At 59.8% G+C, this 25,896-nt stretch carries 27 protein-coding genes; 3 read left to right on the top strand and 24 right to left on the bottom strand.

Going from position 1 to position 25,896, the window contains the following annotated elements; genetic code table 11:
• Positions 1 to 317 precede the first annotated feature (317 nt).
• From CKW19_RS17965 to ccmA, 10 genes are all read right to left on the bottom strand, one after another.
• Positions 318 to 725, bottom strand: a complete 408-nt coding sequence (locus tag CKW19_RS17965) for a hypothetical protein (protein WP_095059052.1) — start codon at positions 723 to 725, stop codon at positions 318 to 320.
• Between the two features lie 14 nt (positions 726 to 739).
• Entirely contained in the window at positions 740 to 1,942 is a 1,203-nt protein-coding gene (ccmI, locus tag CKW19_RS17960; protein ID WP_095059051.1) for a c-type cytochrome biogenesis protein CcmI, read from the bottom strand.
• Positions 1,939 to 2,409 (bottom strand): cytochrome c-type biogenesis protein, encoded by a 471-nt coding sequence (locus CKW19_RS17955; RefSeq protein ID WP_095059050.1) that lies wholly within the window; start codon positions 2,407 to 2,409, stop codon positions 1,939 to 1,941. The genes ccmI and CKW19_RS17955 overlap by 4 nt, the downstream gene beginning before the upstream one ends.
• Positions 2,406 to 2,942, bottom strand: coding sequence for a DsbE family thiol:disulfide interchange protein (locus tag CKW19_RS17950; RefSeq protein WP_095059049.1), 537 nt, complete (start codon positions 2,940 to 2,942; stop codon positions 2,406 to 2,408). The genes CKW19_RS17955 and CKW19_RS17950 overlap by 4 nt, the downstream gene beginning before the upstream one ends.
• Entirely contained in the window at positions 2,939 to 4,927 is a 1,989-nt protein-coding gene (locus CKW19_RS17945; RefSeq protein ID WP_095059048.1) for a heme lyase CcmF/NrfE family subunit, read from the bottom strand. The genes CKW19_RS17950 and CKW19_RS17945 overlap by 4 nt, the downstream gene beginning before the upstream one ends.
• A gap of 3 nt (positions 4,928 to 4,930) precedes the next feature.
• The gene (ccmE, locus tag CKW19_RS17940; protein ID WP_060541439.1) at positions 4,931 to 5,386 is read right to left on the bottom strand and encodes a cytochrome c maturation protein CcmE; all 456 of its coding nucleotides are present in this window, start codon (positions 5,384 to 5,386) and stop codon (positions 4,931 to 4,933) included.
• Positions 5,383 to 5,559 (bottom strand): heme exporter protein CcmD, encoded by a 177-nt coding sequence (ccmD, locus tag CKW19_RS17935; protein ID WP_007980758.1) that lies wholly within the window; start codon positions 5,557 to 5,559, stop codon positions 5,383 to 5,385. Before ccmD ends, ccmE begins: the two co-directional genes overlap by 4 nt.
• On the bottom strand, positions 5,556 to 6,311 hold the full coding sequence (locus tag CKW19_RS17930) for a heme ABC transporter permease (RefSeq protein WP_095059047.1): 756 nt from the start codon (positions 6,309 to 6,311) through the stop codon (positions 5,556 to 5,558). Before CKW19_RS17930 ends, ccmD begins: the two co-directional genes overlap by 4 nt.
• 73 nt (positions 6,312 to 6,384) lie before the next feature.
• Positions 6,385 to 7,053, bottom strand: a complete 669-nt coding sequence (gene ccmB / locus CKW19_RS17925) for a heme exporter protein CcmB (RefSeq protein ID WP_007980754.1) — start codon at positions 7,051 to 7,053, stop codon at positions 6,385 to 6,387.
• The gene (gene ccmA, locus CKW19_RS17920) at positions 7,050 to 7,685 is read right to left on the bottom strand and encodes a cytochrome c biogenesis heme-transporting ATPase CcmA (RefSeq protein ID WP_095059046.1); all 636 of its coding nucleotides are present in this window, start codon (positions 7,683 to 7,685) and stop codon (positions 7,050 to 7,052) included. Before ccmA ends, ccmB begins: the two co-directional genes overlap by 4 nt.
• Before the next feature lie 199 nt (positions 7,686 to 7,884).
• Between ccmA and CKW19_RS17915 the strand changes: the two genes are divergently transcribed.
• Together CKW19_RS17915 and CKW19_RS17910 are read left to right on the top strand one after the other, a co-directional pair.
• The gene (locus CKW19_RS17915; RefSeq protein WP_095059045.1) at positions 7,885 to 9,459 is read left to right on the top strand and encodes a flagellar hook-length control protein FliK; all 1,575 of its coding nucleotides are present in this window, start codon (positions 7,885 to 7,887) and stop codon (positions 9,457 to 9,459) included.
• Positions 9,456 to 9,785, top strand: coding sequence for an EscU/YscU/HrcU family type III secretion system export apparatus switch protein (locus CKW19_RS17910; RefSeq protein WP_095059044.1), 330 nt, complete (start codon positions 9,456 to 9,458; stop codon positions 9,783 to 9,785). The genes CKW19_RS17915 and CKW19_RS17910 overlap by 4 nt, the downstream gene beginning before the upstream one ends.
• A 115-nt stretch (positions 9,786 to 9,900) precedes the next feature.
• Here CKW19_RS17910 and CKW19_RS17905 read toward each other — a convergent pair whose 3' ends face one another.
• The 14 genes from CKW19_RS17905 to flhA form a co-directional block, all read right to left on the bottom strand.
• The gene (locus tag CKW19_RS17905) at positions 9,901 to 10,293 is read right to left on the bottom strand and encodes a DUF2802 domain-containing protein (protein ID WP_095059043.1); all 393 of its coding nucleotides are present in this window, start codon (positions 10,291 to 10,293) and stop codon (positions 9,901 to 9,903) included.
• Entirely contained in the window at positions 10,294 to 10,779 is a 486-nt protein-coding gene (locus CKW19_RS17900; RefSeq protein ID WP_007946765.1) for a chemotaxis protein CheW, read from the bottom strand.
• Positions 10,780 to 10,856: 77 nt separating this feature from the next.
• Positions 10,857 to 11,804, bottom strand: coding sequence for a CheW domain-containing protein (locus tag CKW19_RS17895; protein WP_095059042.1), 948 nt, complete (start codon positions 11,802 to 11,804; stop codon positions 10,857 to 10,859).
• A gap of 120 nt (positions 11,805 to 11,924) precedes the next feature.
• On the bottom strand, positions 11,925 to 12,713 hold the full coding sequence (locus tag CKW19_RS17890; RefSeq protein WP_095059041.1) for a ParA family protein: 789 nt from the start codon (positions 12,711 to 12,713) through the stop codon (positions 11,925 to 11,927).
• Between the two features lie 43 nt (positions 12,714 to 12,756).
• Positions 12,757 to 13,647 (bottom strand): flagellar motor protein MotD, encoded by an 891-nt coding sequence (motD, locus tag CKW19_RS17885; protein WP_095059040.1) that lies wholly within the window; start codon positions 13,645 to 13,647, stop codon positions 12,757 to 12,759.
• 12 nt (positions 13,648 to 13,659) lie between these two features.
• Entirely contained in the window at positions 13,660 to 14,400 is a 741-nt protein-coding gene (locus CKW19_RS17880) for a flagellar motor protein (RefSeq protein WP_095059039.1), read from the bottom strand.
• The gene (locus CKW19_RS17875; protein ID WP_095059038.1) at positions 14,400 to 15,536 is read right to left on the bottom strand and encodes a chemotaxis response regulator protein-glutamate methylesterase; all 1,137 of its coding nucleotides are present in this window, start codon (positions 15,534 to 15,536) and stop codon (positions 14,400 to 14,402) included. The genes CKW19_RS17880 and CKW19_RS17875 overlap by 1 nt, the downstream gene beginning before the upstream one ends.
• A gap of 49 nt (positions 15,537 to 15,585) precedes the next feature.
• Positions 15,586 to 17,838: a chemotaxis protein CheA gene (locus CKW19_RS17870; protein WP_095059037.1), complete on the bottom strand. Its 2,253-nt coding sequence runs from the start codon at positions 17,836 to 17,838 to the stop codon at positions 15,586 to 15,588.
• A gap of 54 nt (positions 17,839 to 17,892) precedes the next feature.
• Positions 17,893 to 18,681: a protein phosphatase CheZ gene (locus CKW19_RS17865; RefSeq protein WP_095059036.1), complete on the bottom strand. Its 789-nt coding sequence runs from the start codon at positions 18,679 to 18,681 to the stop codon at positions 17,893 to 17,895.
• A gap of 21 nt (positions 18,682 to 18,702) precedes the next feature.
• Positions 18,703 to 19,074: a chemotaxis response regulator CheY gene (locus CKW19_RS17860; RefSeq protein WP_003183998.1), complete on the bottom strand. Its 372-nt coding sequence runs from the start codon at positions 19,072 to 19,074 to the stop codon at positions 18,703 to 18,705.
• A 168-nt stretch (positions 19,075 to 19,242) separates the two neighbouring features.
• Positions 19,243 to 19,983 (bottom strand): RNA polymerase sigma factor FliA, encoded by a 741-nt coding sequence (gene fliA, locus CKW19_RS17855; RefSeq protein WP_095059035.1) that lies wholly within the window; start codon positions 19,981 to 19,983, stop codon positions 19,243 to 19,245.
• Entirely contained in the window at positions 19,980 to 20,810 is an 831-nt protein-coding gene (fleN, locus tag CKW19_RS17850; protein WP_095059034.1) for a flagellar synthesis regulator FleN, read from the bottom strand. Before fleN ends, fliA begins: the two co-directional genes overlap by 4 nt.
• Positions 20,811 to 20,926: 116 nt before the next feature.
• Complete coding sequence (flhF, locus tag CKW19_RS17845; protein WP_095059033.1) at positions 20,927 to 22,252, bottom strand: flagellar biosynthesis protein FlhF; 1,326 nt, start codon at positions 22,250 to 22,252, stop codon at positions 20,927 to 20,929.
• Between the two features lie 11 nt (positions 22,253 to 22,263).
• A complete protein-coding gene (flhA, locus tag CKW19_RS17840; RefSeq protein ID WP_095059032.1) occupies positions 22,264 to 24,393 on the bottom strand; it encodes a flagellar biosynthesis protein FlhA in 2,130 nt (709 codons plus the stop codon).
• A 342-nt stretch (positions 24,394 to 24,735) separates the two neighbouring features.
• Between flhA and CKW19_RS17835 the strand changes: the two genes are divergently transcribed.
• Positions 24,736 to 25,833, top strand: a complete 1,098-nt coding sequence (locus CKW19_RS17835) for an RHS repeat-associated core domain-containing protein (protein ID WP_095059031.1) — start codon at positions 24,736 to 24,738, stop codon at positions 25,831 to 25,833.
• Positions 25,834 to 25,896: the final 63 nt, after the last annotated feature.

The raw sequence follows: 25,896 nt of genomic DNA, 5'->3' as shown, positions 1-25,896 counted from the left end.
TGGAGCACTCGAACACGCAACTGGAAGTTGGCAGATGCTGTGTATTTAAACCCAGAGCGCCCTGAAATTAAGAGCGCAACGGGCTAGCAACTGTAAGACAAGGTGACAGGTACCTTGACACGTACCGCGCTTGTAAAAAAGTGAGTCGCCGTAAGGGCGAAACCATAAGCCGTCGTTACCGCAGGAATGGATATGTACCCGGTCAACCAAAGTCAGGCCGCCTTCGCGAACAAGCCCATTCCCAAAGAGTTCACACGCGGCCCGAAAAACACTTTCAACGCCCACAAAAAAGGCGACCCGAAGGTCGCCTGTCTGCGTTACTGCTCGAACTGCCGCCCCAACCCGCCCGGCACCCCGTGGATATCCGTCTCCTCCCAAGGCCCTTTCGGACTGATCGAACGGCTCCAGCCATTATCCCAACGGTAGTAAGTCCGCTGGCGATAAAAGGTATTGGGCTGGTCATCAAGCACATAAACCCCCAGCTTCTGATCCCAATGACTGTTCCCGCCCGGCGGCGGCGCGAAGCTGGCCGAGGTACGCGGCATCGGCTTGGCCGGTTTGACCGGGACGCTCGGTTTGCTCGGGGTGGGCGACGTCGATGGTGTAGGTCTTGGCTGCGACGGCGGCATCGGTGCAGGGGTCGGCTGTTCCGGCGGCCGCTGGACCGCACAAGCGCTTAACCCCAAAACAGCGCTGAGCAGGGCAATACGAGCAATGGCGGTCATGGTGGCGCTTCCTGTTATTTGTCCGGGCTGTCGATGGTCAGTGTTTGCGGCGCAGTGGTGCTGCTGGCCAGGGGCTGGCTGCGACCGATCCACTCGCCGGCGGTCGGTTTGCCAGCACGGGAAATGCGCGCAACCAGTTGGACTTCAGGGAAGTTCGACAGTTTCAATTGCGGCATCATCGCATCGGCGTCACCCAACTCGACCGTCACCGGCAAATCGGCCACGGTCATACGCTTGACCGCCAGCGGTGCCGGAGGACCGGAAACAGCACGGGCGAAGATGAAGACGCTGTCGCCGGGCTGGACCTTGGCTTTGAGCTCCGCTGCCAGATCGACGCTGACCTTGAGCACTGCCGCGGCCTTGGCTGCCGGTGCTTGCGCGACCTTGCCGCCACTGTCCTGCAGTTTCTCGGTGGCGCGGGTAATCCCGCCTTGCAGGGCCTCCCGGGAATTATCCTCTGCCGGCAATTGGGCCAGCAGGCGATTCCAGTAATCGATGGCGTCCTGATAACGCTCACTTTCAAAAGCGGCAATGCCGAGCAGGCCAAGGCTGGTGACCTCTTTCGGATCCGCCTTGAGCGCTTCATCGGTCAGGGCCTGGATCTTGTCAGACCATTTCTTGCCGTCGGCAAAGTACAGGGCCTGAGCCCATTGGCCAAGCAACTCCGGCTCGCGACCCGCCAGGCTCACGGTGCGCTCGAACATCTTCGCCGCCTCCGCAGGGCGATCCTGAGCCATGTAAGTACGACCGAGGAAATACACACCTTCGGCAGAATCCGGTTGAGCCGCGACTGTACGCTCCAGGCGCTTGGTCATCTCTTCCATCGACTGCGGAGCATGGGCGAATTCGCGAGTCAGCTCGACTTTGTCGCTGGCACCAAAATGCAGGTACAACCCCAGGCCCAACACCGGCACCAGAATCGCCGCCAGCAACGGCAAGGGTTTGCCCAAACGCGACACCCGCGGCGCTTCGACACCCTCGGTGTCCGCCAGCAACTCGCGGGCGGCTTCGGCGCGACCGGCGTCCATTTGCGCAACATCAAGAACGCCTTCTTCCTGCTGAGCCTGCAGCTCAGCCACGCGTTCCTGATAAAGCGCTACGTTCAGGGCGGTACGATCCTCTTCGCGCTGGGCACGACGACTGCGCAGGACCGGAATCAACAGAAAACTCAGGGCAACCAGAAGCAGCAGACCTGCAGCGAGCCAGAAATCAATCATTCTTGGTTTTTATCCAACAGGTTGTCGAGGCGCGAACGTTCCTCAGGAGACAGCTCATCCTTGATGTCGGCGCGCTGCACGCGACGACGGCGGACGATCACCGCGATAATCACGACGCCGCCCAGCAACAGGCCGGCGGGGCCGAACCAGAGCAACGCGGTCTTGGCATTCAGGGCGGGTTTGTAACGGACAAAATCACCGTAGCGATCGACCATGAAGTCGATGATCTGCTGGTTGTCCTTGCCCTCGCCGAGCATGCGGAAAATCTCTTTGCGCAAGTCAGCGGCAATCGGTGCGTTGGAATCGGCAATGTCCTGGTTCTGACACTTGGGGCAACGCAGTTCCTTGGTCAGCTCGCGAAAACGCTCGCGATCACCTTCCTTGGCGAACTCGTAGGTGTCGATGGCCGCGTGGGCCACGCCGGCCATGCTCAAACCCAGGACAGCGGCAGCAATCCAGCGCTTCATGGCTTGGCCTCGTCGACCAGCGCCTGATACTTCGCCGCCAGTTTTTCGCGCCAGACCTGCTCGTCGATCACCCCGACGAACTTGTCGCGGATGATGCCCTTGGCGTCGATGAAGAAGGTCTCCGGTGCGCCATACACGCCGAGGTTCAGGCCCAGCGAGCCATCGTCATCGCGGATGTCCAGTTGGTACGGGTTGTGGAAATCCGCCAGCCACTTCAAGGCGTCAGCATTGACGTCCTTGTAGTTGATGCCATAGATCACCACGCCCTGCCCGGCCAGTTTGTTCAGCACCGGGTGCTCGACCCGGCAGGAAATGCACCAGGTGCCCCACACGTTGACCAACGCCGGTTTACCGAGGATGTCGGCCTTGGTCAGGGTCTTGTCGCCCTGCACCGCGGGCAAGGAAAATTCCGGGAACGGCTTGCCGATCATCGCCGAAGGCAGTTCGGCCGGGTCCAGGTACAGACCGCGATAAAGGAACACCGCCACCACCAGAAAAATCGCCAGTGGCAACACCATCAACCAACGTTTCATGCAGTCGCTCCCGACAGGCCCAGCGCTTCACGCACACGGCTTTTCACCTTGACCCGATAACGACGATCGAGCGCCGCCAGCAATCCACCCAGACCTGTCAGCAGACCGCCGAACCAGATCCAGCGCACGAACGGTTTGACGTGCACGCGCACGGCCCACGCGCCATCGCCCAACGGTTCGCCAAGGGCGACATAGAGGTCACGGGTGAAACCTGCGTCGATCCCGGCTTCGGTCATCACCGAATTTTGCACGGTGTAGAGGCGTTTTTCCGGGTGCAGCACGCTGATTTCCTTGCCATCGCGGATGACGCGAACGGTGCCCTTGTCCGAGGTGAAGTTCGGGCCTTCGTAATGCTTGGCGCCTTCGAACACGAACTGATAACCGCCCAGGTCCATGGATTCGCCCGGCGCCAAGCGCAGGTCGCGCTCGGCACTGTTCTGGCTGGACAGCACGACACCCAGCGCACATACGGCAATGCCCAAATGCGCGACCTGCATGCCCCAGTAGCTGCGGGTCAGGGTCGGCAAACCTTTGATCAGGCCTTTGTGGCGAGTCTTGTCGAAAATATCACGCGCACCCGCCAGCAACACCCAGGCTGCAAGCATGAAGGTCGCGAGGACCGCCCAGTTGAAATCGCCGTAGGCGACGCCTGCGACGACCGCCAGCGTAGCGCTGCCGAGCAGGACGGGCGTGAGCATGCTCACCAGCCATTTCACCGGAGTGTCTTTCCAACGCACGATCACGCCGACCGCCATCACCATCATCAGCAACGCCATCAACGGAATGAACAGCGCGTTGAAGTACGGCGGGCCGACGGAAAGCTTGGCGCCGGTCATGGCATCGAGAATCAGCGGGTACAACGTGCCGAGCAGGATCATCGACGCCGCGACAACCAACACCAGGTTGTTGCCCAGCAGCAGGGTTTCCCGGGACCACAGGTTGAAACCGACCTGGCTCTTGACCACCGGTGCGCGCAAGGCGAACAGCGTCAGCGATCCGCCGACGACGAACAGCAGGAAAATCAGGATGAACACGCCGCGCTCCGGATCGGAGGCAAACGCATGCACCGACGTCAGCACGCCGGAGCGCACGAGGAAGGTGCCCAGCAAGCTCAGCGAGAACGCGGCGATGGCCAGCAACACAGTCCAGCTCTTGAACACGCCACGTTTTTCCGTGACCGCCAGCGAGTGAATCAGCGCGGTGCCCACCAGCCAAGGCATGAACGAGGCGTTTTCCACCGGGTCCCAGAACCACCAGCCGCCCCAGCCGAGTTCGTAATAAGCCCACCACGAACCGAGGGTGATGCCGATGCCGAGGAATGCCCAGGCAACGATGGTCCACGGACGCGACCAACGGGCCCATGCGGCGTCCAGACGACCGCCCATCAACGCGGCGATGGCGAAGGCGAAGGCGACCGAGAAACCGACGTAACCCATGTACAGCATCGGCGGATGAACGATCAGGCCGATGTCTTGCAGCAGCGGATTGAGGTCGGCGCCGTCGGTGGGCATTTGCGGCAGGATGCGTTTGAACGGGTTCGAGGTGAGGATCAGGAACAGCAGGAAACCGGTGCTGATCATGCCCATCACCGCCAGCACACGGGCCAGCATGACTTGCGGCAACTGCCGGGAGAACACCGATACCGCGAAGGTCCAGCCACCGAGGATCATGGCCCACAGCAGCAACGAACCTTCGTGGGCACCCCACACGGCGCTGAACTTGTAGTACCAGGGCAGCGCGCTGTTGGAGTTGTTGGCCACATAGGCGACGGAGAAGTCATCGACCATGAAGGCGTACGTCAGGCAACCGAAGGCGAACAGCAAAAACGCGAACTGCCCCCACGCGGCCGGCTGGGCCAGGCTCATCCACAAGCGGTCACCGCGCCAGGCACCCACCAACGGCACCACGGCCTGAACCAGCGCGAAACACAGCGCCAGGATCATGGCCAGGTGGCCCAACTCGGGAATGAAAATTCCAGCTGTCATCAGTTAGCCCTCTTTCGCGGGAGTGGGTGCCGACTGGCCGCTGTCTTTCAGGGCTTTGGTCACTTCCGGCGGCATGTACTTTTCATCGTGCTTGGCCAGCACTTCATCGGCCACTACCACGCCATCGGCGTTGATCTTGCCCAGGGCGACAATGCCCTGCCCTTCGCGGAAAAGATCCGGAAGAATGCCGCGATACGTGATGGTCACGGATTTGTTGAAGTCGGTGACGACGAACTTCACGTCCAGCGAGTCGCCGGAGCGTTGCAACGAACCCGCCTCGACCATGCCGCCCGCACGGATGCGCGTGTCTTGCGGGGCTTCGCCGTTGGCGATCTGGGTCGGTGTGTAAAACAGATTGATGTTCTGCTGCAGGGCGCTCAGGGCCAGGCCGACGGCAGCGCCGACACCGACCAGGATCGCGAGAATGATGATAAGACGCTTTTTGCGCAGCGGATTCACTTGCCGTTCTCCCGGCGCAGACGACGCGCCTCTTGTTGCAGATACCGCTTGCGGGCCAGGATCGGCGCCGCCACGTTGAGGGCCAATACCGCCAGGCAGATGCCATAGGCTGACCAGACATACAGGCCATGATGGCCCATGGCGATGAAGTCGCCGAATGAAGCAAAACTCATCGAGCGACCTCCAGGCTGCTTTCCACTTCGGCTTTCACCCAACTGGCCCGCGCTTCACGCTTGAGCACTTCAAGGCGCATGCGCAGCAACAGGACCGCACCGAAGAAACAATAGAAACCCAGCGCCGTCAGCAGCAATGGCAGCCACATCTCGGCAGGCATCGCCGGTTTTTCGGTGAGGGTGAAGGTCGCGCCCTGGTGCAGGGTGTTCCACCACTCCACCGAGTACTTGATGATCGGAATGTTGATCACACCGACAATCGCCAACACCGCGCAGGCCTTGGCCGCACTGTCACGATTGCTGATGGCGTTGCCCAGTGCAATAAGACCGAAGTACAAAAACAGCAGAATCAACATGGACGTAAGTCGCGCATCCCAGACCCACCACGAGCCCCAGGTCGGCTTGCCCCAGATCGCCCCGGTGACCAGCGCCACGGCGGTCATCCAGGCGCCAATCGGCGCTGCGCATTGCAGGGCGACGTCGGCCAGTTTCATCTTCCACACCAGCCCGACGATACCGCACACCGCCAGCATCACGTAGATGGACTGCGCCAGCATGGCGGCCGGAACGTGGATGTAAATGATGCGAAAGCTGTTGCCCTGCTGGTAATCCGGCGGCGCAAAGGCGAGGCCCCAGACCACGCCAACACCGATCAGCAGCAACGCCGCAACGCTCAGCCAGGGCAGCATTCTGCCGCTGATGCCGTAAAACCATTTGGGCGAGCCGAGTTTGTGAAACCACGTCCAGTTCATACTGTTTCCATCACGGTTGCTCTTTACTGTGAAGAGCCAGGGTCTTTACTGATCAAAATTTGACCAGACCTCATTATTCGCCGACGCTGATCTTCAGGCCAGCAGCTATTGCAAAAGGTGTAAGGGTTATCGCCAGGGCGGTCAGGCTACCAAGCCACAGCAGATAACCGGTCGCCGGCATTCCCTGCAAGGCCGCCTGCAAGGCGCCACTGCCGAGGATCAACACCGGGATGTACAGCGGCAGAATCAACAACGCCAGCAACAGCCCACCGCGCTTCAATCCGACCGTCAGCGCCGCGCCCACCGCACCGAGCAGGCTCAACACCGGTGTACCGAGCAACAACGAAAGCAGCAACACCGGCAGACAAGCGGCAGGCAAACCGAGCATCAACGCCAGCAGGGGTGCGAGCAGAACCAGTGCCAAGCCGGAAAACGCCCAGTGTGCCAGCACTTTGGCCAAAACCAGAAGAGCCAGGGGGTGCGGCGAAAGGACCCACTGTTCGAGCGATCCATCTTCGAAATCACTGCGGAAAAGCCCGTCCAGCGAGAGCAAAACCGATAAAAGGGCCGCGACCCAGACCAGACCCGGAGACAAGGTTTGCAACAATTGAGACTCGGGGCCGACCGCCAACGGGAACAGCGAAACGACGATGGCGAAAAATACCAACGGATTGGCCAGTTCCGCAGGACGGCGGAACAGCAGGCGAGCCTCACGGGCGACCAACAGGCCGAACACACTCATACGGCCCAATTCCCCAGGTCAATGTCGCGATAACCGGCCGGCATCCGGCTCAGCGTATGGTGAGTGGTCAGGACCACCATACCGCCGCGCTCGCAGTGGGCGGCCAGGTGTTCTTCGAGTTGCGCCACGCCTTGCTTGTCGAGGGCGGTGAAGGGTTCGTCGAGAATCCACAGCGGCGGGCTGTCCAGATACAGTCGCGCCAGTGCGACGCGGCGCTGCTGACCGGCGGACAAGGTATGGCACGGCACATCCTCGAAACCACGCAGGCCAACGGCCGCCAGCGCCTGCCAGATCGCCTCATGGGTCGCCGGATGATGCAAGGCGCAGAGCCAAGTCAGGTTCTCTTCCGGCGTCAGCAGGTCTTTGATACCGGCAGCATGGCCGATCCACAACAGATTGCGCGCCAGTTCCGTGCGTTGCTCGTTCAGTAGCTGACCGTTGAGCAGCACTTGACCGGCGGTCGGCTGCATCAATCCCGAAAGCAAACGCAACAGGCTGGTCTTGCCGCTACCGTTGGGGCCGCTGATCTGCACCATTTCGCCACTGGCCAGTCTCAAATCGAGATTTTCGAAGAGCAGCCGAAGGTCTCGCTCGCAGGCAAGGGCAACGGTTTGCAGGACAGGACTGGTCAAGGGTTCACGGGCCTTATACGGTTCAAGTCGGCTCTGGCGCGGCCGTTAAAGAGATGCAGCATAAATGCAATGACGGCTCGATCTAGAGAGCTGCGTCAAACATTTGCAAAGTTTCCGTCATTTTTGGATACAACGGCGCCGCATTATACATGCCATGCCTTACTCTAAAGAGTGCATTTTCCTCAGGTTGTGACCGCGTATGACAGGCGAAATGAACATCCTCCCGCTGCCGCAGCCCACCCCGGCGACTTCGCGTGCGCAGGCAATCAGTGGCGAGTTGCTCAAACTGCTGACGCCCATCGAAGGTCTAATCACTGAAGGCCAGACTGCCAAGGCTGAAGTGCTGTCGCTCAAGCAGGCGGACCAGACCTTTCAACTGCTGTTAAAAGTCACCCTCGACAGCGGCCGTCAGACCACGGTCCAGACCACCAGCAACCAACCGCTGGCTCAAGGCACCAGCATGCTCGTCACCCAGCCTTCGGCGGGCAACCTGGCGGTGACCGTGCAACAGGCCATCGCCTCCAGCGTCGCCACCCTCACCCGCATCGACACCGCGCAACTGCCCCCGGGCACGTTGCTGCAAGGCAAAGTATTGACGTCTCAAGTGCTGCCGCAAGTGCCGGGTCAGCCCGCGGTGTTTCGCTCGATGGTCAGCCTGCTCAATACCGCCCTGAGCGGTAGCACCCTGAGCATCGACAGCGAGCAACCGTTGCGCATCGGCACCTTGCTCAGCGCCCAGGTGCAGGATAACCAGACACTGAAATTCGTACCGCTGAGCAGTCGCCAGGAGCAATTGGCCGTGACCCAGCAATTGGTCAGCCAGCAAAGTCGCCAGGGCTCGCTGGATGGATTGCTCAAGCTCCTGCAAAACCTGCCGCCCTCCGAGCAGACCTCCAGCGGTCTGCGCGCAGCCGTCGACAAACTGCTCGCCGGCCTGCCTGATGCGCAGCAACTCAGCACACCCAAAGGGCTCGCGTTAGCCTTGGCCAGCAGCGGCGCATTCCTCGAGTCGAAACTGCTGAGCGGCCAGAATCCAGCACTGGTACCGGACATGAAAGGCGATCTGCTCAAACTGATCGGGCAACTGACGCCGGGGTTGCCGACGAGCACTAGTCTCGGCGCAATCATCGCCGCCAATACCCTGGCCCAGGCCATGCCAAGTTTCGTGCGCAACGCCCTCGGCATGCTCGGCCAGGTCAGCGCCAAGCCATCGCCGACGAGTTTCCCTTTGCCCGAGCGCTTGCTGCAAAGCGCCGAGGGCGAAGGCGATCTCGAACACTTGCTGCGCCTGGCAGCCGCCGCTGTTTCACGCCTGCAAAGCCATCAGCTCTCCAGCCTGGAACAGACCGGCGTCACCGCCGACGGACGGCTGATGAGCACCTGGCAGCTGGAAATCCCGATGCGCAATCTGCAGGACATCGTGCCGTTGCAGGTCAAGTTCCAGCGCGAAGACGCCCCCGAGAAAGAACAGCCAAAAGAACGTCGCGAAGAACGCGAACCCAAACAACAGTTGTGGCACGTGGAGCTGGCCTTTGCCATGGAGCCGTTGGGCCCCTTGCAAATACAGGCACAACTGATCAACGGCAGCCTGTCCAGCCAGCTCTGGGCCGAGCGCCCGTACACCGCCAGCCTGATCGAAAGCAATCTGACGGGCCTGCGCGAACGCTTGCTGGGCGCGGGCCTGAACGTCGGCGACCTGGATTGCCACCTCGGCACACCGCCCCAAGGCCCACAAACCCGCCTCGAACAACGCTGGGTCGACGAAACCGCATGAACAATACCAACGCCCCACGCCAGGCCATCGCCCTCAAATACGACGGCACCCACGCCCCGACCCTCACCGCCAAGGGCGACGAAGAGCTGGCGGAGGAAATCCTGCGCATCGCCCGCGACTGCGAAGTGCCGATCTACGAAAACGCCGAGTTGGTGAGGTTATTGGCGCGCATGGAACTGGGGGACAGCATTCCGCAGGAGCTCTATCTGACGATCGCCGAGATCATTGCGTTTGCGTGGAATTTGAAAGGGAAGTTTCCGGCGGGGCAGGATCCGGATGGGGCGATGGTCGAGAAGGATGTGACCGCGCGCGGGGATGATTATTGAGTTAGAGGTGAATAGATGAGATCGCAGCCTCGTTTCACTCGACAGCTCCTACAGGGCTTACGCCGTCCCAATGTAGGAGCTGTCGAGTGAAACGAGGCTGCGATCTTTTGATCTGTCAGTTCTTGTGAAGCTTGCTCATCAACTCCGCCTCAGCCTGGGTCAAGCCGCAGGACTGGGTCAGTTCGTCGACGCTTGCGCCCATCCCGACCAGTCGCGCCGCCTGGGCGAACGACAGGCTGGTTGGGTCGCGCTGTTCCAGTTGAACCAGTTTGTCCGGCAATGGCGCCACGATGGCCCGCAGTTCGTGCAGGTCTTCGCCCATGCGCACATTGCCGTTCTGATAATCGTCGACGCGCTTGGCCAGGTCTTTGATGCGCTGATCACGCAGCGCATCGCCTTGGGCCTGTTGCGCGGCGATGAGTTTTTGCCCGCGAATGTACGCCAGGAACATCGCCAGCGTGCCTGCCCAAAACAGGAACAGGACAATGACCGCCACCTCAAGAATCAATCAGATGTTCTCCAGGTCCGACCATTCTTCTTCGCTCATCATCTTGTCCAGTTCGACCAGGATGAGCAATTCGTTGTTCTTGTTGCACACGCCTTGAATGAACTTGGCGGACTCTTCGTTACCGACGTTCGGCGCGGTTTCGATTTCCGACTGACGCAGGTAAACCACTTCAGCCACGCTGTCGACCATGATCCCGACCACCTGCTTGTCGGCTTCGATGATGACGATCCGGGTGTTGTCGCTGATTTCAGCATTCATCAGGCCGAAGCGCTGACGGGTGTCGATCACGGTGACCACGTTGCCGCGCAGGTTGATGATGCCCAGCACGTAGCTTGGCGCACCCGGAACCGGGGCAATTTCGGTGTAGCGCAGGACTTCCTGGACGCGCATCACGTTGATGCCGTAGGTCTCGTTGTCCAGCTTGAAGGTGACCCATTGCAGGATCGGATCTTCGGAACCTTTTGCCGCCGTTGCCTTGTCATTCATACCCTGACCCCTCAAGAAACCGCCCTGGCGGTGTGTGTTCTGTGCAACGTCATCAGACGTGACGCTGCCTGTTTTGTTTATTTGACTGATGTCGGTTTGTGGTTCGGCTTGCTGCCAGTCATGTGCCTGGCGCCGCCGCTGGCGATCAGCTCGGCCAGTGAGGTGACATCGAGCAAGGCGCACATGTGTTCAATCACCGTGCCGGCGAGCCATGGCCGCTGACCTCGGTGACTTCTCCATTTGATTTCATTCGGATCCAGGCGCAACGAGCGGCTGACCTGATGCACCGCCAGCCCCCATTCGTAACCCTGAACCGAAATCACGTATTGCAGGCCCTGCTTGAAATCGTCGCGATAACGATCGGGCATGACCCACCGTGCGGTATCCAGCACCTTCAGGTTGCCTGCCTGGCTCGGCAAGATGCCGAGGAACCATTCCGGCTGGCCAAATAACGGCGTGAGCTCGTGGCCGGCCAGAGAATAGATCGAACCCAGGCAGACCAGCGGCACCGCCAGGGTCAACCCGGCGACGTCGAACAAAAGGCACTCGAACGGCTCGGCGGCCCATGACGGACGCCCATCGGTTTCCACCGGTGGCGGCGTGTTGCTCGGCGGCAGATGAACTTCGACGACGGGTTCCACCAGGACTTGCTGCGTTTGCGTGGGCAGCGGCTCCTCGGTTTCAGGCACTTCGACGACGGGCTCGGACAAGGTTTGCAGCAACGGCGCGATAGTCGATACCGACACCATGGCGGGTGCAGGCGCGTCGACCACGGCAACGAGCGTTTTGACTACCGGCGCAACCGCCACCGTGTTTTTCTGCGCATCCCGGGCCTGCTCTTCAAGCACGGCTGCCTGGAATTCATCCAGCACGCCCTGCTCTTCAATGGCTTTTACCGTTGCGACGACTTCGGGAATTGCCGAAAGGTCTGGCGAAAACTCTTCGGTCGCGTCTTGCAGCAGGTTGTCCAGATAAGACTGCAACGCCAGCTGTGGGCGCGATGTGATCTTGATCGGCCGGTTCACTGGAACATCCCCACTGTAGGAGCTGCCGCAGGCTGCGATCTTTTAGCGATATAAAGAGCGCCGCCGAGCAAGATCAAAAGATCGCAGCCTTCGCCAGCTCCTACACGTATTGAATTCATCTCAGGCCACCTGCGCGACGAGTTGCGCCGCCAGCAGATGCTTGAGCAATGCACGGTAAGCAAGAACGCCGCGGCTCTTGCCGTCGAACTGCGAAGGCGTCAATCCGGCGCGGCTGGCATCACGCAGGCGCGTGTCGACCGGGATGTAGCCCTGCCAGATCTCCTCGGGGAATTTGTCGCGCAGGACACGCAGCGTTCCAAGGGACGCTTGTGTGCGTCGGTCAAACAAGGTCGGGACGATGGAGAACGGCAACGCCTGTTTGCGAGAGCGGTTGATCATCGCCAGCGTGTTGACCATGCGCTCAAGGCCCTTGACCGCCAGGTGTTCGGTCTGCACCGGGATCACCAGTTGCTGGCTCGCCGCCAAGGCATTGACCATCAGCACACCGAGCAGCGGCGGGCTGTCGATGATCGCGTAATCGAAGTCCTGCCATAACTGCGCCAGACTCTTGGCAATCACCAGGCCCAGACCGCTCTGGCCTGGCGTCTGACGCTCAAGGGTCGCCAGCGCGGTACTGGAAGGCAAAAGAGAAATGCGTTCGTCACTGGTCGACAGCAACAATTGCCCGGGCAAGCCCTGCGGCACGCTGCCCTTGTGCAGGAACAAGTCGTAGTTGCTGTGCTCCAGGGTGTCGGGGTCGTAACCGAAATAGCTGGTCATCGAGCCGTGGGGGTCGAGGTCGACCACAACCACGCGCTTGCCCGCCTCGGCCAGTAACCCGGCTAAAGCGATGGAGGAAGTGGTTTTACCGACACCACCCTTTTGATTGGCGACTGCCCAGACTCTCATTCGAATGGTTCCTCCCGACCGAATGGATCGGCCGAGAAATAGCTCAACGTGTTAATGCGGGTGACGGAGAATTGACGGCGCTCTCTCGTACCGGCGACTTGACCGGGGTCGGTGCAGTTTGTGTGCCAGCACGCTTCAATGCGGCATCCGGTTGCGCATGGGCGGTTCCGGTTCCGGTCAGGCTGCGGCGCACATCCAGGTTGCGCGACACCACCAGCACCACGCGACGGTTACGCGCACGGCCCTCGGTGGTGGCATTATTGGCCACCGGCTGGAACTCACCGTAACCCACCGACGCCAGGCGACCCGGGTTCACCCCCTGCATCGCCAGCATGCGCACAATGCTCGCCGACCGGGCGGAGGACAGCTCCCAGTTGGTCGGGTACTGCGCGGTGCGGATCGGTTGATCGTCGGTGAAACCCTCGACGTGAATCGGGTTGTCGAACGGTTTCAGAATCGCCGCGACCTTGTCGATGATGTTGAACGCGATGTCGCTGGGCATGGCGTCGCCGCTGCCGAACAACAGGCTGGAGTTGAGTTCGACCTCGACCCATAACTCGTTGCCGCGCACGGTCATCTGGTTGGAGCTGATCAGATCGCCGAACGCTGCGCTGATGTCATCGGCGATGCTTTTGAGCGGATCGCTGGCCCCGGCGACACCGGCGTCGACCTGCTCGCTGTCCTTGACCAATGGCTTGGCCGGCGTGACGGTCTTCGGCCGCTCGTCACCGATCGGGATCGGCTTGAGTGCGCGGTCGTTATCGCTGAAGACGCCGATCAGCGCTTCGGAAATGATTTTGTACTTGCCTTCGTTGACCGAAGAAATGGAGTACATCACCACGAAAAAGGCGAACAGCAAGGTGATGAAGTCCGCGTAAGACACCAGCCAGCGCTCGTGGTTAACGTGTTCTTCCTGATGTCGACGACGGGCCATGAGCTTATTCCCTTAATCCATGAAGCCTTGCAGCTTCAACTCTATGGAACGAGGGTTTTCACCTTCGGCGATCGACAGGATCCCTTCCAGCAGCATTTCGCGATAACGCGACTGACGCAACGCGATGGATTTGAGTTTGGCGGCAATCGGCAACAGCACCAGGTTAGCGCTGGCCACGCCGTAGATGGTCGCGACGAAAGCCACGGCGATACCGCTGCCCAGTTGCGACGGATCCGCGAGGTTGCCCATGACATGAATCAGGCCCATGACCGCACCGATGATGCCGATGGTCGGCGCATAACCGCCCATGCTTTCAAACACTTTGGCGGCTTCGATATCGCGGCTTTCCTGGGTGTAGAAGTCCACTTCAAGAATGCTGCGGATCGCTTCCGGTTCGGCGCCATCGACCAGCAGTTGCAGGCCTTTGCGTGCGTAGTTGTCGGGTTCTGCGTCAGCGATGCCTTCCAGGCCGAGCAGCCCTTCCTTGCGTGCCGTCAAACTCCAGTTCACCACGCGATCGATACCACCGGCGAGGTCGACGCGCGGTGGAAACAGGATCCACGCCAGAATCTGCATCGCACGCTTGAAAGCGCTCATCGGCGCTTGCAGCAATGCCGCGCCGACGGTCCCGCCCAGCACGATCAAGGCCGCCGGACCGTTGGCCAACGCACCGAGATGCCCGCCTTCGAGGTAGTTGCCGCCGATGATGGCGACGAACGCCATGATGATGCCAATGAGGCTTAGAACATCCATCAGACGCAAGCCTCGACAATGTGCCGGCCAATGTCGTCGAGGCTGTACACCGCGTCGGCGAGCTCAGCTTTGACGATGGCCATCGGCATGCCGTAGATCACGCAACTGGCTTCATCCTGAGCCCAGATCGAACTGCCACCCTGCTTGAGCAGGCGCGCACCTTCGCGGCCGTCGGCGCCCATACCGGTCAACACCACCGCCAGAACTTTGTCACCGAAGGTCTTGGCAGCCGAACCGAAGGTGATATCCACACACGGCTTGTAATTCAGACGCTCGTCACCCGGCAGGATTCTCACCGCGCCACGGCCATCGATCATCATCTGCTTGCCACCCGGCGCCAGTAGCGCAACACCGGGTCGCAGGATGTCGCCATCCTCGGCTTCCTTGACGCTGATGCGGCAGAGTTTGTCCAGGCGCTCGGCGAACGCTTTGGTGAACGCGGCCGGCATGTGCTGGATCAACACGATCGGTGCTGGGAAGTTGGCCGGCAATTGGGTCAACACCCGCTGCAGGGCAACCGGCCCACCGGTGGACGTGCCGATGGCCACCAGTTTGTAGGCTTTGCGCTTGGGAGCGGGCGAAGACGTCACGGGTGCATGCGCTCGCGCAGGAATCGGTGCCGGTGCCGGTGCTGGACGCACAGGCGCACTGTGGCCGTAACTGCCGATGCTCGAAGGCGCCGGGGTTGGAGCTGGCGCGGCCACAGGGGCCGGCGCGCTGTAAGTGCTGACACGACGATTGCTGCGCGAGATGCTCAGGATCTTCTCGCACAGCAGTTGCTTGACCTTCTCCGGGTTGCGGGAGATGTCTTCGAAATTCTTCGGCAGGAAGTCCACGGCACCGGCGTCCAGCGCATCGAGGGTCACCCGGGCGCCTTCGTGGGTCAGCGAGGAGAACATCAAGACCGGCGTCGGGCAGCGCTGCATGATGTGCCGCACGGCAGTGATGCCGTCCATCATCGGCATCTCGTAGTCCATGGTGATCACGTCGGGCTTGAGGGACAGCGCCTGATCAATCGCCTCTTTGCCGTTGGTCGCGGTGCCGACGACCTGGATATTGGAATCCGCTGAAAGAATTTCCGAAACGCGGCGGCGGAAAAACCCCGAATCGTCCACCACCAGGACTTTGACTGCCATAAACACTCCATTAGATGGAGCGAAGCTCAGTCGCCCCGCTCCACCAGAATCAAATACGCCGTGTGGCGTAACGCTTGAGCATGCTCGGAACATCGAGAATCAGCGCGATGCGACCGTCACCGGTAATCGTGGCGCCCGACATGCCCGGCGTTCCCTGAAGCATTTTGCCCAATGGCTTGATGACCACTTCTTCCTGGCCAACCAGTTGATCGACGACGAAGCCGATCCGCTGAGTGCCCACCGAAAGGATCACCACATGGCCTTCGCGCTGCTCTTCGTGAGCGGCGGAACTGACCAGCCAGCGTTTGAGGTAGAACAATGGCAGCGCCTTGTCCCGCACGATCACCACTTCCTGGCCGTCGACGACGTTGGTGGTCGACAGGTCGAGGTGGAAGATTTCGTTGACGTTGACCAGCGGGAACGCAAAGGCCTGGTTGCCGAGCATCACCATCAGTGTCGGCATGATCGCCAGGGTCAGCGGCACCTTGATGACGATCTTCGAACCCTGGCCCTTGGCCGAGTAGATGTTGATCGAGCCGTTGAGCTGGGAGATCTTGGTTTTCACCACGTCCATGCCCACGCCACGACCCGACACGTCGGAAATCTCGGTCTTGGTCGAGAAGCCCGGCGCGAAGATCAGGTTGTAGCACTCGGTATCGCTCAGGCGATCGGCCGCGTCCTTGTCCATCACACCGCGTTTTACCGCGATGGAACGCAGGACGTTCGGGTCCATGCCTTTGCCGTCATCGGAGATCGACAGCAGGATGTGATCGCCTTCCTGCTCGGCCGCCAGAATCACCTTGCCGCCCCGGGCCTTGCCCGAGGCTTCGCGTTCTTCCGGCGACTCGATGCCGTGGTCGACTGCGTTGCGCACCAAGTGGACCAGCGGGTCGGCCAGGGCCTCGACGAGGTTCTTGTCGAGGTCGGTTTCTTCGCCGACCAGTTCCAGGTTGATCTCTTTCTTGAGCTGACGGGCCAAGTCGCGAACCAGACGCGGGAAGCGTCCGAAGACTTTCTTGATCGGTTGCATCCGGGTCTTCATGACCGCGGTTTGCAGGTCGGCCGTGACCACGTCGAGGTTCGATACGGCCTTGGACATGGCTTCGTCGGCGCTGTTGGCACCCAGGCGCACCAGGCGGTTACGCACCAGCACCAGTTCGCCGACCATGTTCATGATTTCGTCGAGACGCGCGGTATCGACCCGCACGGTGGTTTCGGCTTCGCTGGCCGGTTTTTCCGCAGGTGGCGCGGCGACGGCGCGGGCAGGTGCCGGTGCCGCAGCAGGTGCTTCGGCCTTCGGTTCTGGTGCCTTGGCGACAGCTTTCGGCGCTACCGCTTTGGCTGCCGGTGCAGCGACAGAAGCACTTGCGGCGGTTGCGGCGGTTGCGGTACCGACTTCGCTGAACTTGCCTTTGCCGTGCAATTCGTCGAGCAGCGACTCGAACTCGTGATCGCTGATCAGATCGCTACCCGCTGCTAAAGCGGCAGGTGCCACCGGCGTCGGTACTGAAGCAATAGCGGATTCCAGCGCATCAACCGCAAAGTTACCCTTGCCGTGCAGCTGGTCGAGCAGTGCTTCGAATTCTTCGTCGGTAATATCGGAGCTGTCGCCTGCGGCTTTCGGCGCTGGCGGTGCAGTCGGCGCGGGTGCCACTGCGTCGACGGCAAACTGGCCTTTACCATGCAATTGATCGAGCAAGGACTCGAACTCGGCATCGGTGATTTCATCGCTTGCCGCGGCATTGCCGGCAGGCACTGGAGCTGGAGCAGCTGCCGGTGCCCCGGCCTGGGCCTTGACGGCGTTCAGCGAGTCCAGCAGTTGTTCGAATTCGTTGTCGGTGATGTCACCCGATTCGCTTTCAGGCGCTTCAACCACTTCGGCGACGGGCGCAGGTACAGCCTCGTCAGCCGACTGTGGTTCGGCCAGACGGGCCAGTGCCGCGAGCAGTTCAGGTGTGGCGGCCGTGATCGGGCTGCGCTCGCGGACTTCGCTGAACATGCTGTTCACCGCGTCCAGTGCTTCGAGCACCACGTCCATCAGTTCCGAATCGACACGACGCTCACCCTTGCGCAGGATGTCGAACACGTTCTCGGCGATGTGGCAGCACTCCACCAGCTCGTTGAGCTGGAGGAAACCGGCGCCCCCTTTTACAGTGTGAAAACCGCGAAAAATTGCATTGAGCAGATCCGCATCATCCGGACGGCTTTCCAGCTCGACCAGTTGCTCGGACAGTTGCTCTAGAATCTCGCCGGCCTCAACCAGGAAATCCTGAAGGATCTCTTCATCGGCGCCGAAGCTCATTAAGGGGGTGCTCCTACAGGTCTAAAAACCCAAAAAACCTAAAATTCTAAAACGCTAAAATCCCAGGCTGGATAACAAATCGTCCACATCGTCCTGACCGGACACAACGTCTTCTCTTTTATCGGCATGAATCTGCGGACCTTCACCCTGAGAGAGATGTTTTTGTGGATCTTTTTCTGCAAGCATCGCTTCACGGTCATGTTCGATGCCCGCAAAGCGGTCCACCTGACTGGCCATGAGTACGAGCTTGAGCAAATTACTTTCGACTTCGGTGACCAACTGTGTCACACGCTTGATCACTTGACCTGTGAGGTCCTGGTAATCCTGAGCCAGCAGGATGTCGTTCAGGTTGCTCGACACTGCCCGGCTATCGACGCTGCTGCGTGACAGAAAGCCGTCGACCCGCCGCGCCAGATCACGAAACTCTTCAGCGCCGACTTCACGACGCATGAACCGCCCCCAATCCGCGCTCAAGGCCTGGGCTTCGTCACCCAGACCATTGACCAGCGGCGTAGCACTTTCGACCAGGTCCATGGTGCGGTTGGCCGCCGCTTCGGTGAGCTTCACAACGTAGCCCAGACGCTCCGCAGCATCCGTAATCTGGGACACTTCTTCGGCTTGCGGCATGTGCGGGTCAATCTGGAAATTGACGATCGCGCTATGCAACTCGCGAGTCAGTTTTCCCACTTCCTGATACAGGCCGCGGTCACGGGTCTGATTGAGCTCATGGATCAATTGCACTGCGTCACCGAACCTGCCTTTTTCAAGGCTGGCGACCAGTTCGACGGCGTGTTTTTTCAGGGTCGATTCAAAATCGCCCAATGAAGATTCGTTATGCCCCATAGCTCCCCCGTGGCGCGTTCATCAACCGATGCGTTCGAAAATCTTTTCGATTTTTTCTTTCAACGCCTGGGCCGTGAAGGGCTTGACCACATAGCCGTTAACGCCAGCCTGGGCCGCTTCGATGATTTGTTCGCGCTTGGCTTCAGCGGTCACCATCAATACTGGCAGGTGCTTGAGCTTTTCATCGGCACGCACGTGGCGCAGAAGATCGATACCAGTCATGCCAGGCATGTTCCAGTCCGTCACCAGAAAGTCGATGCTTCCGCTGTTGAGCACCGGAATGGCGGTAGTGCCATCGTCGGCCTCGACGGTGTTGGTGAACCCAAGGTCACGCAGCAGGTTCTTGATGATCCGCCGCATCGTTGAGAAGTCATCAACGATGAGGATTTTCATGTTCTTGTCCAATTCGACCTCCAAGCAGTCTTAAACGCGCCCAGCACCTGGACGCGCCATTTCAATCAATCCGGCAAAGCACTCAATGACTGTCTGGAGCACAACAGATCGAGACCGGTGCAGTTCAACGCCACACCAGCCCTTTTCGCAGTGTCCCCCACACTGCCTTCAGCGCGCTCGCCACTCCCCCAAACGCCCCCGCAAACGGGCCGCGCACTGGCTGTGTAACTGGCTGACCCGCGATTCGCTGACCCCCAGGACCTCACCGATTTCCTTGAGATTCAACTCTTCGTCGTAGTACAGCGCCAACACCAGTCGCTCACGCTCCGGCAAATTGGCAATCGCGTCCGCCAGCGCTGCCTGGAAGCGTTCATCTTCCAGATCGCGAGACGGCTCGAGATGAGCACTCGCGCCATCCTCGTGCAGCCCTTCGTGTTCGCCGTCCTGCAACAGATCGTCGAAACTGAATAACCGGCTGCCCAGGGTGTCGTTCAAAATTCCGTAGTAATCATCGAGACTCAATTGGAGTTCGGCCGCAACTTCGTGATCTTTAGCGTCACGGCCGGTTTTAGCTTCAATCGAGCGAATTGCGTCGCTGACCATGCGCGTATTGCGGTGGACCGAACGGGGTGCCCAGTCGCCCTTGCGCACTTCATCGAGCATGGCGCCGCGGATTCGTATGCCCGCGTACGTCTCGAAACTCGCGCCTTTGCTGGCGTCGTATTTGGTCGAGACTTCAAGCAGGCCGATCATCCCGGCCTGGATCAAGTCTTCAACCTGAACACTGGCCGGCAGACGCGCCAGCAAGTGGTAAGCAATGCGTTTGACCAGCGGCGCGTAACGCTCGATCAGCTCGTACTGCGCATCGCGTGCCGATTTTTTGTAGAGGTTGTAGCCGCTGGCACTCATAGCACGGGTCCTGCCGTTTGCTGCACGAGCCGCTCGACGAAAAACTCCAGGTGCCCGCGCGGGTTGGCAGGCAGCGGCCAGGTGTCGACCTTCTGCGCGATCGCCTTGAAGGCGAGCGAGCACTTGGAACGCGGGAAGGCTTCGTACACGGCGCGCTGCTTCTGCACAGCCTTGCGCACGCTTTCGTCGTAAGGCACCGCACCGACGTATTGCAATGCAACGTCGAGAAAACGATCGGTGACCTTGGTCAACTTGGCAAACAGGTTGCGACCTTCCTGCGGGCTCTGGGCCATGTTGGCCAGCACGCGGAAGCGGTTCATGCCGTAGTCGCGGTTGAGCAATTTGATCAGGGCGTAGGCGTCGGTGATGGACGTCGGCTCGTCGCAGACCACCAGCAACACTTCCTGAGCGGCGCGCACAAAACTGACGACCGACTCGCCAATACCGGCGGCGGTATCGATCACCAGCACATCGAGATTGTCGCCGATATCACTGAACGCCTGGATCAGCCCGGCGTGTTGCGCCGGACGCAGATGCACCATGCTCTGAGTGCCGGATGCGGCCGGAACGATGCGAATGCCACCGGGGCCCTGCAACAAGACGTCGCGCAGCTCGCAGCGGCCTTCGATCACGTCGGCCAGGGTACGTTTGGGTGTCAGTCCCAGCAAGACGTCGACGTTCGCCAGTCCCAGGTCGGCGTCCAGCAACATGACGCGCCGGCCGAGCTCGGCCAAAGCCAGGGACAAGTTCACTGACACGTTAGTTTTCCCGACGCCACCTTTGCCGCCGGTCACCGCGATCACCTGTACGGGATGCATGCTGCCCATGTTATTTCTTTACCTTGTCTTGCATAGACGGAGGCCACATTACTGGCTGCGCGTTCACAAACGGAACAATGCATGGCAGACCATCGATGTAGGTACAAAAACTATTCATTTTTACCTCAGCCTACCTGCTTGGTGGGGCTGTGGTAAATGTCAGCGAACATGTCAGCCATGGCTTCTTCGCTGGGTTCTTCCTGCATTTGCACGCTGACGGCGCGACTGACCAATTGATGACGACGCGGCAGATGCAGATCATCCGGAATCCGCGGGCCATCGGTCAGGTACGCCACCGGTAATTCATGGCTGATGGCCAGACTTAGTACCTCGCCCAGACTGGCTGTTTCATCCAGTTTAGTCAGGATGCAGCCAGCTAGCCCGCAGCGCTTGTAACTGTGATAGGCGGCGGTTAGAACCTGTTTCTGGCTGGTGGTTGCCAACACCAGATAATTTTTTGAGCGGATGCCACGGCCGGCCAGACTTTCGAGCTGCATACGCAGCGCCGGGTCGCTGGCTTGCAGGCCGGCGGTGTCGATCAGCACTACACGCTTGCGCAGCAAAGGTTCCAGCGCCTGCACCAGGGACTGGCCCGGGTCGACGTGGGTCACCGGCACATTGAGGATGCGGCCGAGGGTCTTGAGCTGCTCCTGTGCGCCGATGCGGAAGCTGTCCATGCTCACCAGCGCAATGTTCTGTGCGCCGTACTTGAGCACGTACCGGGCCGCCAGCTTGGCCAGCGTGGTGGTCTTGCCCATGCCGGCAGGGCCGACCATGGCAATCACGCCGCCTTCTTCCAGGGGCTCGATTTCCGGCGTGGCGATCATTCGTGCCAGGTGCGCCAGCAACATGCGCCAGGCCTGACGAGGCTCCTGGATTTCAGTAATCAGTGCCAGCAGATCGCGCGACAACGGGCCGGACAGACCAATGCGTTGCAGACGACGCCAGAGGTTGGCCTGACCCGGACTGCTGCCTTGCAGCTGATTCCAGGCCAGCGATCCCAGCTGTACTTCCATGAGTTCGCGCAGGCTGTTGAGCTCGAAACGCATCGAGTCGAACACGCGAGCGTCAACAGCCGCTGCTGGAGCAGGCGCTGGTGCCGGGCGACGCGGCTCGGCGTAAGTCGGTTCGATCAACGGCTCGGCAGCGGTCAGCGGCAGGCCAGCGAACAACTGGCGATTGGTGCTCTCGTCGCTCTCGCCTTCGCTGCGCAGGCTCAGTTCGGCCTGGGCGGTGACGATCCGCGATTGGGTCTTGCGCAGCTCATCCTCGAGCTCCATGTTCGGAACACGTGGCGCCAGCGCCGACAGCTTGTAATCCAGCGCGGCAGTCAGCTCGACACCCCCGGCGATCCGGCGGTTGCCAATGATCGCCGCATCAGCGCCCAGCTCATCGCGAACCAGCTTCATGGCCTGACGCATATCGGCGGCGAAAAAACGCTTAACTTGCATAAACCACTACCTCAGCCGTTGGGCCCTACTGTCGCAACGATGGTCACTTGCTTGTTGTCAGGGATTTCCTGGTAAGCCAACACGTGCAAACCCGGTACTGCGAGCCGGCCAAATCGCGAGAGCATCGCGCGAACCGGACCGGCCACCAGCAGAATCACCGGTTGACCTTGCATCTCTTGACGCTGCGCGGCATCGATCAACGAGCGCTGCAGCTTTTCAGCCATGCTTGGCTCCAGCAGAACACCCTCTTCCGAGCCTTGTCCCGCCTTCTGCAGACTATTGAGCAATATCTGTTCCAACCTTGGCTCCAGCGTGATAACTGGCAGCTCGGAGTCAGTGCCTACAATGCTTTGGACGATTGCGCGGGATACGCCAACACGCACCGCCGCCACCAATGCGGCGGTATCTTGACTCTTGGCGGCATTGTTCGCGATGGCTTCGGCAATGCTGCGAATGTCACGCACCGGCACTTGTTCCGCCAACAACGCTTGCAGCACCTTGAGCAATTGCGACAGCGACACCACACCCGGCACCAGTTCTTCTGCCAGTTTCGGCGAACTCTTGGCCAGCAATTGCATGAGTTGCTGCACTTCCTCGTGGCCGATCAGCTCACTGGAATGCTTGTAGAGAATCTGGTTCAAGTGGGTGGCCACTACTGTACTGGCATCGACCACTGTATAGCCAAGGGATTGTGCCTGGGCACGCTGACTGATCTCGATCCACACCGCCTCCAGACCAAAAGCCGGGTCTTTGGCGGTGATGCCGTTGAGCGTGCCGTAGACCTGCCCCGGGTTGATCGCCAGTTCGCGATCCGGGTAAATCTCCGCTTCCGCCAGGATCACCCCCATGAGGGTCAGGCGATAGGCGCTGGGGGCCAGGTCGAGGTTGTCGCGGATATGCACGGTCGGCATCAGGAAGCCCAGATCCTGGGACAGCTTCTTGCGCACGCCCTTGATCCGCGCCAGCAGCTGGCCGCCCTGGTTGCGGTCGACCAATGGAATCAGGCGATAGCCCACTTCCAGGCCGATCATGTCGATCGGTGTCACGTCATCCCAGCCAAGCTCCTTGGTTTCCTGGGCCCGGGCTGGCGAAGGCAGCAATTCCTGCTGACGCTTGACCTCTTGCAGCGCCTGCACCTTGGCGCCGTTCTGCTTCTTCCAGAACAGGTAGGCACCACCTGCCGCGAGGGCCGCCATGCTCAGGAAGGAAAAGTGCGGCATGCCCGGGACAAGCCCCATGACCGCCATCAAGCCCGCCGCCACCGCCAGCGCTTTGGGCGAGGCGAACATCTGGCGATTGATCTGCTTGCCCATGTCTTCCGAACCGGAAGCACGGGTCACCATGATTGCCGCCGCTGTCGATAACAACAGTGATGGCAATTGCGCCACCAAACCGTCACCGATGGTCAGCAACGCGTAAACCTTACCGGCGTCGCCGAAGGTCATGCCGTGCTGGAAGATACCGACCGCCATGCCGCCGATCAGGTTGATGAACAGAATCAGCAGGCCGGCAATGGCGTCACCCCGGACGAACTTGCTGGCACCGTCCATGGAACCGTAGAACTCGGCTTCCTGCGCAACTTCCGAACGACGCGCCTTGGCTTGCGCCTGGTCGATCAGGCCGGCGTTGAGGTCGGCGTCGATCGCCATTTGTTTGCCGGGCATTGCATCGAGGGTGAAACGCGCACTCACCTCGGAAATCCGCCCGGCACCCTTGGTCACCACGACGAAGTTGATGATCATCAAGATCGCAAAAACCACGATACCGACCACGTAGTTACCGCCAATCACCACTTCACCGAAGGCCTGGATCACCTTGCCGGCGGCGGCATGACCGTCCTGGCCGTGAAGCATCACCACCCGGGTAGAGGCCACGTTCAGCGCCAGGCGCAACAAAGTCGCCACCAGCAGAATGGTCGGGAACACCGCGAAATCCAGCGGCCGCAAGGCGTACACGCAGACCAGCAGCACCACAATCGACAACGCAATGTTGAACGTGAAGAACACGTCCAGCAGAAACGGCGGAATCGGCAACATCATCATCGCCAGCATGACCAGCAGCAACAATGGCACACCCAAATTGCCCCGACTGAGGTCGGCGACGTTTGTGCGAGCTGCGCTGATTAACTGAGAGCGATCCACCGGTATTCCCCGTTCCTTTGAAGCAAACTTTTGACGCCAGAAGCAGGCGCAGGGTGGCTATTGCAAGAAGCCTTCCAACTTTTGGATTTGAGGATGCAGCGGTGGCCTGTGCGGCCTGCGGAGGTCCTTGTGGGAGCGAGTTTGCTCGCGATGACGTCGACACAGCGAGCACGTATGTTGACTGACCCGCCGCTATCGCGAGCAAGCTCCCACAGGGTTAGTGGTGTCCAGGCTTGCAACTGATCGAGCCATACAGCGCACCGAACCTATCAGTTCTGATAGTACCGAGCTGGCAATAATCCGCCGATACTCAAGCTCCCCCGAGAATCTGGAGCAAGCTCTATGGCTTCCTCACAACCAATCCTGCTCTGCCGCAATGCCTACGATCCACTGGATCGTTTGATCAGCCAATTCCTGCCGGGGGCAGCAGCGCACCAACGGTTTTATTGCAAAAGTCGCCTGAGTACGGAAATACAGGGGGCAATCGGGTACTCCATTTTTCAGAAGGACGACCTGCTGCTAGCGCAACAGAAGCGTCAGAACGATGCCGTCGAAAGCACACTGCTGGCTACCGATCCGCAGCGTTCGGTACTGCAGACTCTTAAAGCCGATCTGCAATACCCCATCGCCTACTCGCCCTACGGCCATCATCGGGCTGAAAGCGGATTGAGCAGCTTGCTGGGGTTCAATGGTGAGCGGGCGGATGCGGTGACCGGGTGTTATTTGTTGGGGAATGGGTATCGGGCGTTTAATCCTGTTTTGATGCGATTTAATAGTCCGGATAGTTTGAGTCCGTTTGGAAATGGCGGGTTGAATCCGTATGCCTATTGCCTCGCGGATCCGGTCAACTTTTATGATCAAAACGGCCATATTCCACTCGCAAAAATCTTTACATCCTTTCTTTCATCGCGGCGAGCACTTACAGCAGCAAAAGCCCCAAGGAATGGATACATGCAAGAGATTCGAATGATCGACGACGCAGCGTTCACTTTTATAGATAACTACAAGGGCAATACACGTCTCAACATTAAAGCTCATGGCGAGCCAGGCATATCAAGTAAGCCCTCGAAAGTTGTCTTCAAAGATCGACAGTTAACCCCTAAAGAGCTTCACACCGAGCTACTGCAGAAAAACTACAACTTTGAAAAATACGAAAACGTTAGAATTTTGGCTTGCCATTCTGCGGAGGGCGGCCGCAACTCATTCGCAGCAGAATTTTCACACCTGACTAGAAAACCCGTAAAAGGCTATAAAGGTATTGTGGTGGCGAACAACGACCCGCAGGATATTCTTGAACAATTTAATTATTCTCGCCAGCACTACCCAGATGACCCATACAGCGACCTAGACACCTTTTTTAGAACACAGACCCATCATGTGAAAAAAGGAAAAAGCATCAATTTCCACCCAAAAAAAATCTTACATATTCGCAACGGCTAAAATCGCCAGATCTATCCCCTGTCAAGGAGCAAGGAGCGATTGAGCTAAAAACACAGTAACTCT

It is taken from the genome of Pseudomonas sp. Irchel s3f7 (genome assembly GCF_900187615.1).
In the GTDB taxonomy this organism is placed as follows: domain Bacteria; phylum Pseudomonadota; class Gammaproteobacteria; order Pseudomonadales; family Pseudomonadaceae; genus Aquipseudomonas.
This window is presented reverse-complemented; position numbering and strand designations above follow the sequence as displayed.

Excerpts from the sequence above, each read along its gene's own strand:
- CKW19_RS17915 (WP_095059045.1), top strand. The coding sequence starts at position 7,885 with ATGACAGGCGAAATGAACATCCTCCCGCTGCCGCAGCCCACCCCGGCG.
- flhF (WP_095059033.1), bottom strand. The coding sequence starts at position 22,252 with ATGCAAGTTAAGCGTTTTTTCGCCGCCGATATGCGTCAGGCCATGAAG.
- fleN (WP_095059034.1), bottom strand. The coding sequence starts at position 20,810 with ATGGGCAGCATGCATCCCGTACAGGTGATCGCGGTGACCGGCGGCAAA.
- CKW19_RS17930 (WP_095059047.1), bottom strand. The coding sequence starts at position 6,311 with ATGAACTGGACGTGGTTTCACAAACTCGGCTCGCCCAAATGGTTTTAC.
- motD (WP_095059040.1), bottom strand. The coding sequence starts at position 13,647 with ATGGCCCGTCGTCGACATCAGGAAGAACACGTTAACCACGAGCGCTGG.
- CKW19_RS17875 (WP_095059038.1), bottom strand. The coding sequence starts at position 15,536 with ATGGCAGTCAAAGTCCTGGTGGTGGACGATTCGGGGTTTTTCCGCCGC.
- CKW19_RS17950 (WP_095059049.1), bottom strand. The coding sequence starts at position 2,942 with ATGAAACGTTGGTTGATGGTGTTGCCACTGGCGATTTTTCTGGTGGTG.
- fliA (WP_095059035.1), bottom strand. The coding sequence starts at position 19,983 with ATGAGTGCCAGCGGCTACAACCTCTACAAAAAATCGGCACGCGATGCG.
- CKW19_RS17865 (WP_095059036.1), bottom strand. The coding sequence starts at position 18,681 with ATGGGGCATAACGAATCTTCATTGGGCGATTTTGAATCGACCCTGAAA.
- CKW19_RS17945 (WP_095059048.1), bottom strand. The coding sequence starts at position 4,927 with ATGACAGCTGGAATTTTCATTCCCGAGTTGGGCCACCTGGCCATGATC.
- CKW19_RS17965 (WP_095059052.1), bottom strand. The coding sequence starts at position 725 with ATGACCGCCATTGCTCGTATTGCCCTGCTCAGCGCTGTTTTGGGGTTA.
- CKW19_RS17890 (WP_095059041.1), bottom strand. The coding sequence starts at position 12,713 with ATGAGAGTCTGGGCAGTCGCCAATCAAAAGGGTGGTGTCGGTAAAACC.
- CKW19_RS17910 (WP_095059044.1), top strand. The coding sequence starts at position 9,456 with ATGAACAATACCAACGCCCCACGCCAGGCCATCGCCCTCAAATACGAC.
- ccmI (WP_095059051.1), bottom strand. The coding sequence starts at position 1,942 with ATGATTGATTTCTGGCTCGCTGCAGGTCTGCTGCTTCTGGTTGCCCTG.
- CKW19_RS17955 (WP_095059050.1), bottom strand. The coding sequence starts at position 2,409 with ATGAAGCGCTGGATTGCTGCCGCTGTCCTGGGTTTGAGCATGGCCGGC.
- ccmD (WP_007980758.1), bottom strand. The coding sequence starts at position 5,559 with ATGAGTTTTGCTTCATTCGGCGACTTCATCGCCATGGGCCATCATGGC.
- CKW19_RS17835 (WP_095059031.1), top strand. The coding sequence starts at position 24,736 with ATGGCTTCCTCACAACCAATCCTGCTCTGCCGCAATGCCTACGATCCA.
- CKW19_RS17870 (WP_095059037.1), bottom strand. The coding sequence starts at position 17,838 with ATGAGCTTCGGCGCCGATGAAGAGATCCTTCAGGATTTCCTGGTTGAG.
- ccmB (WP_007980754.1), bottom strand. The coding sequence starts at position 7,053 with ATGAGTGTGTTCGGCCTGTTGGTCGCCCGTGAGGCTCGCCTGCTGTTC.
- CKW19_RS17860 (WP_003183998.1), bottom strand. The coding sequence starts at position 19,074 with ATGAAAATCCTCATCGTTGATGACTTCTCAACGATGCGGCGGATCATC.
- CKW19_RS17880 (WP_095059039.1), bottom strand. The coding sequence starts at position 14,400 with ATGGATGTTCTAAGCCTCATTGGCATCATCATGGCGTTCGTCGCCATC.
- CKW19_RS17900 (WP_007946765.1), bottom strand. The coding sequence starts at position 10,779 with ATGAATGACAAGGCAACGGCGGCAAAAGGTTCCGAAGATCCGATCCTG.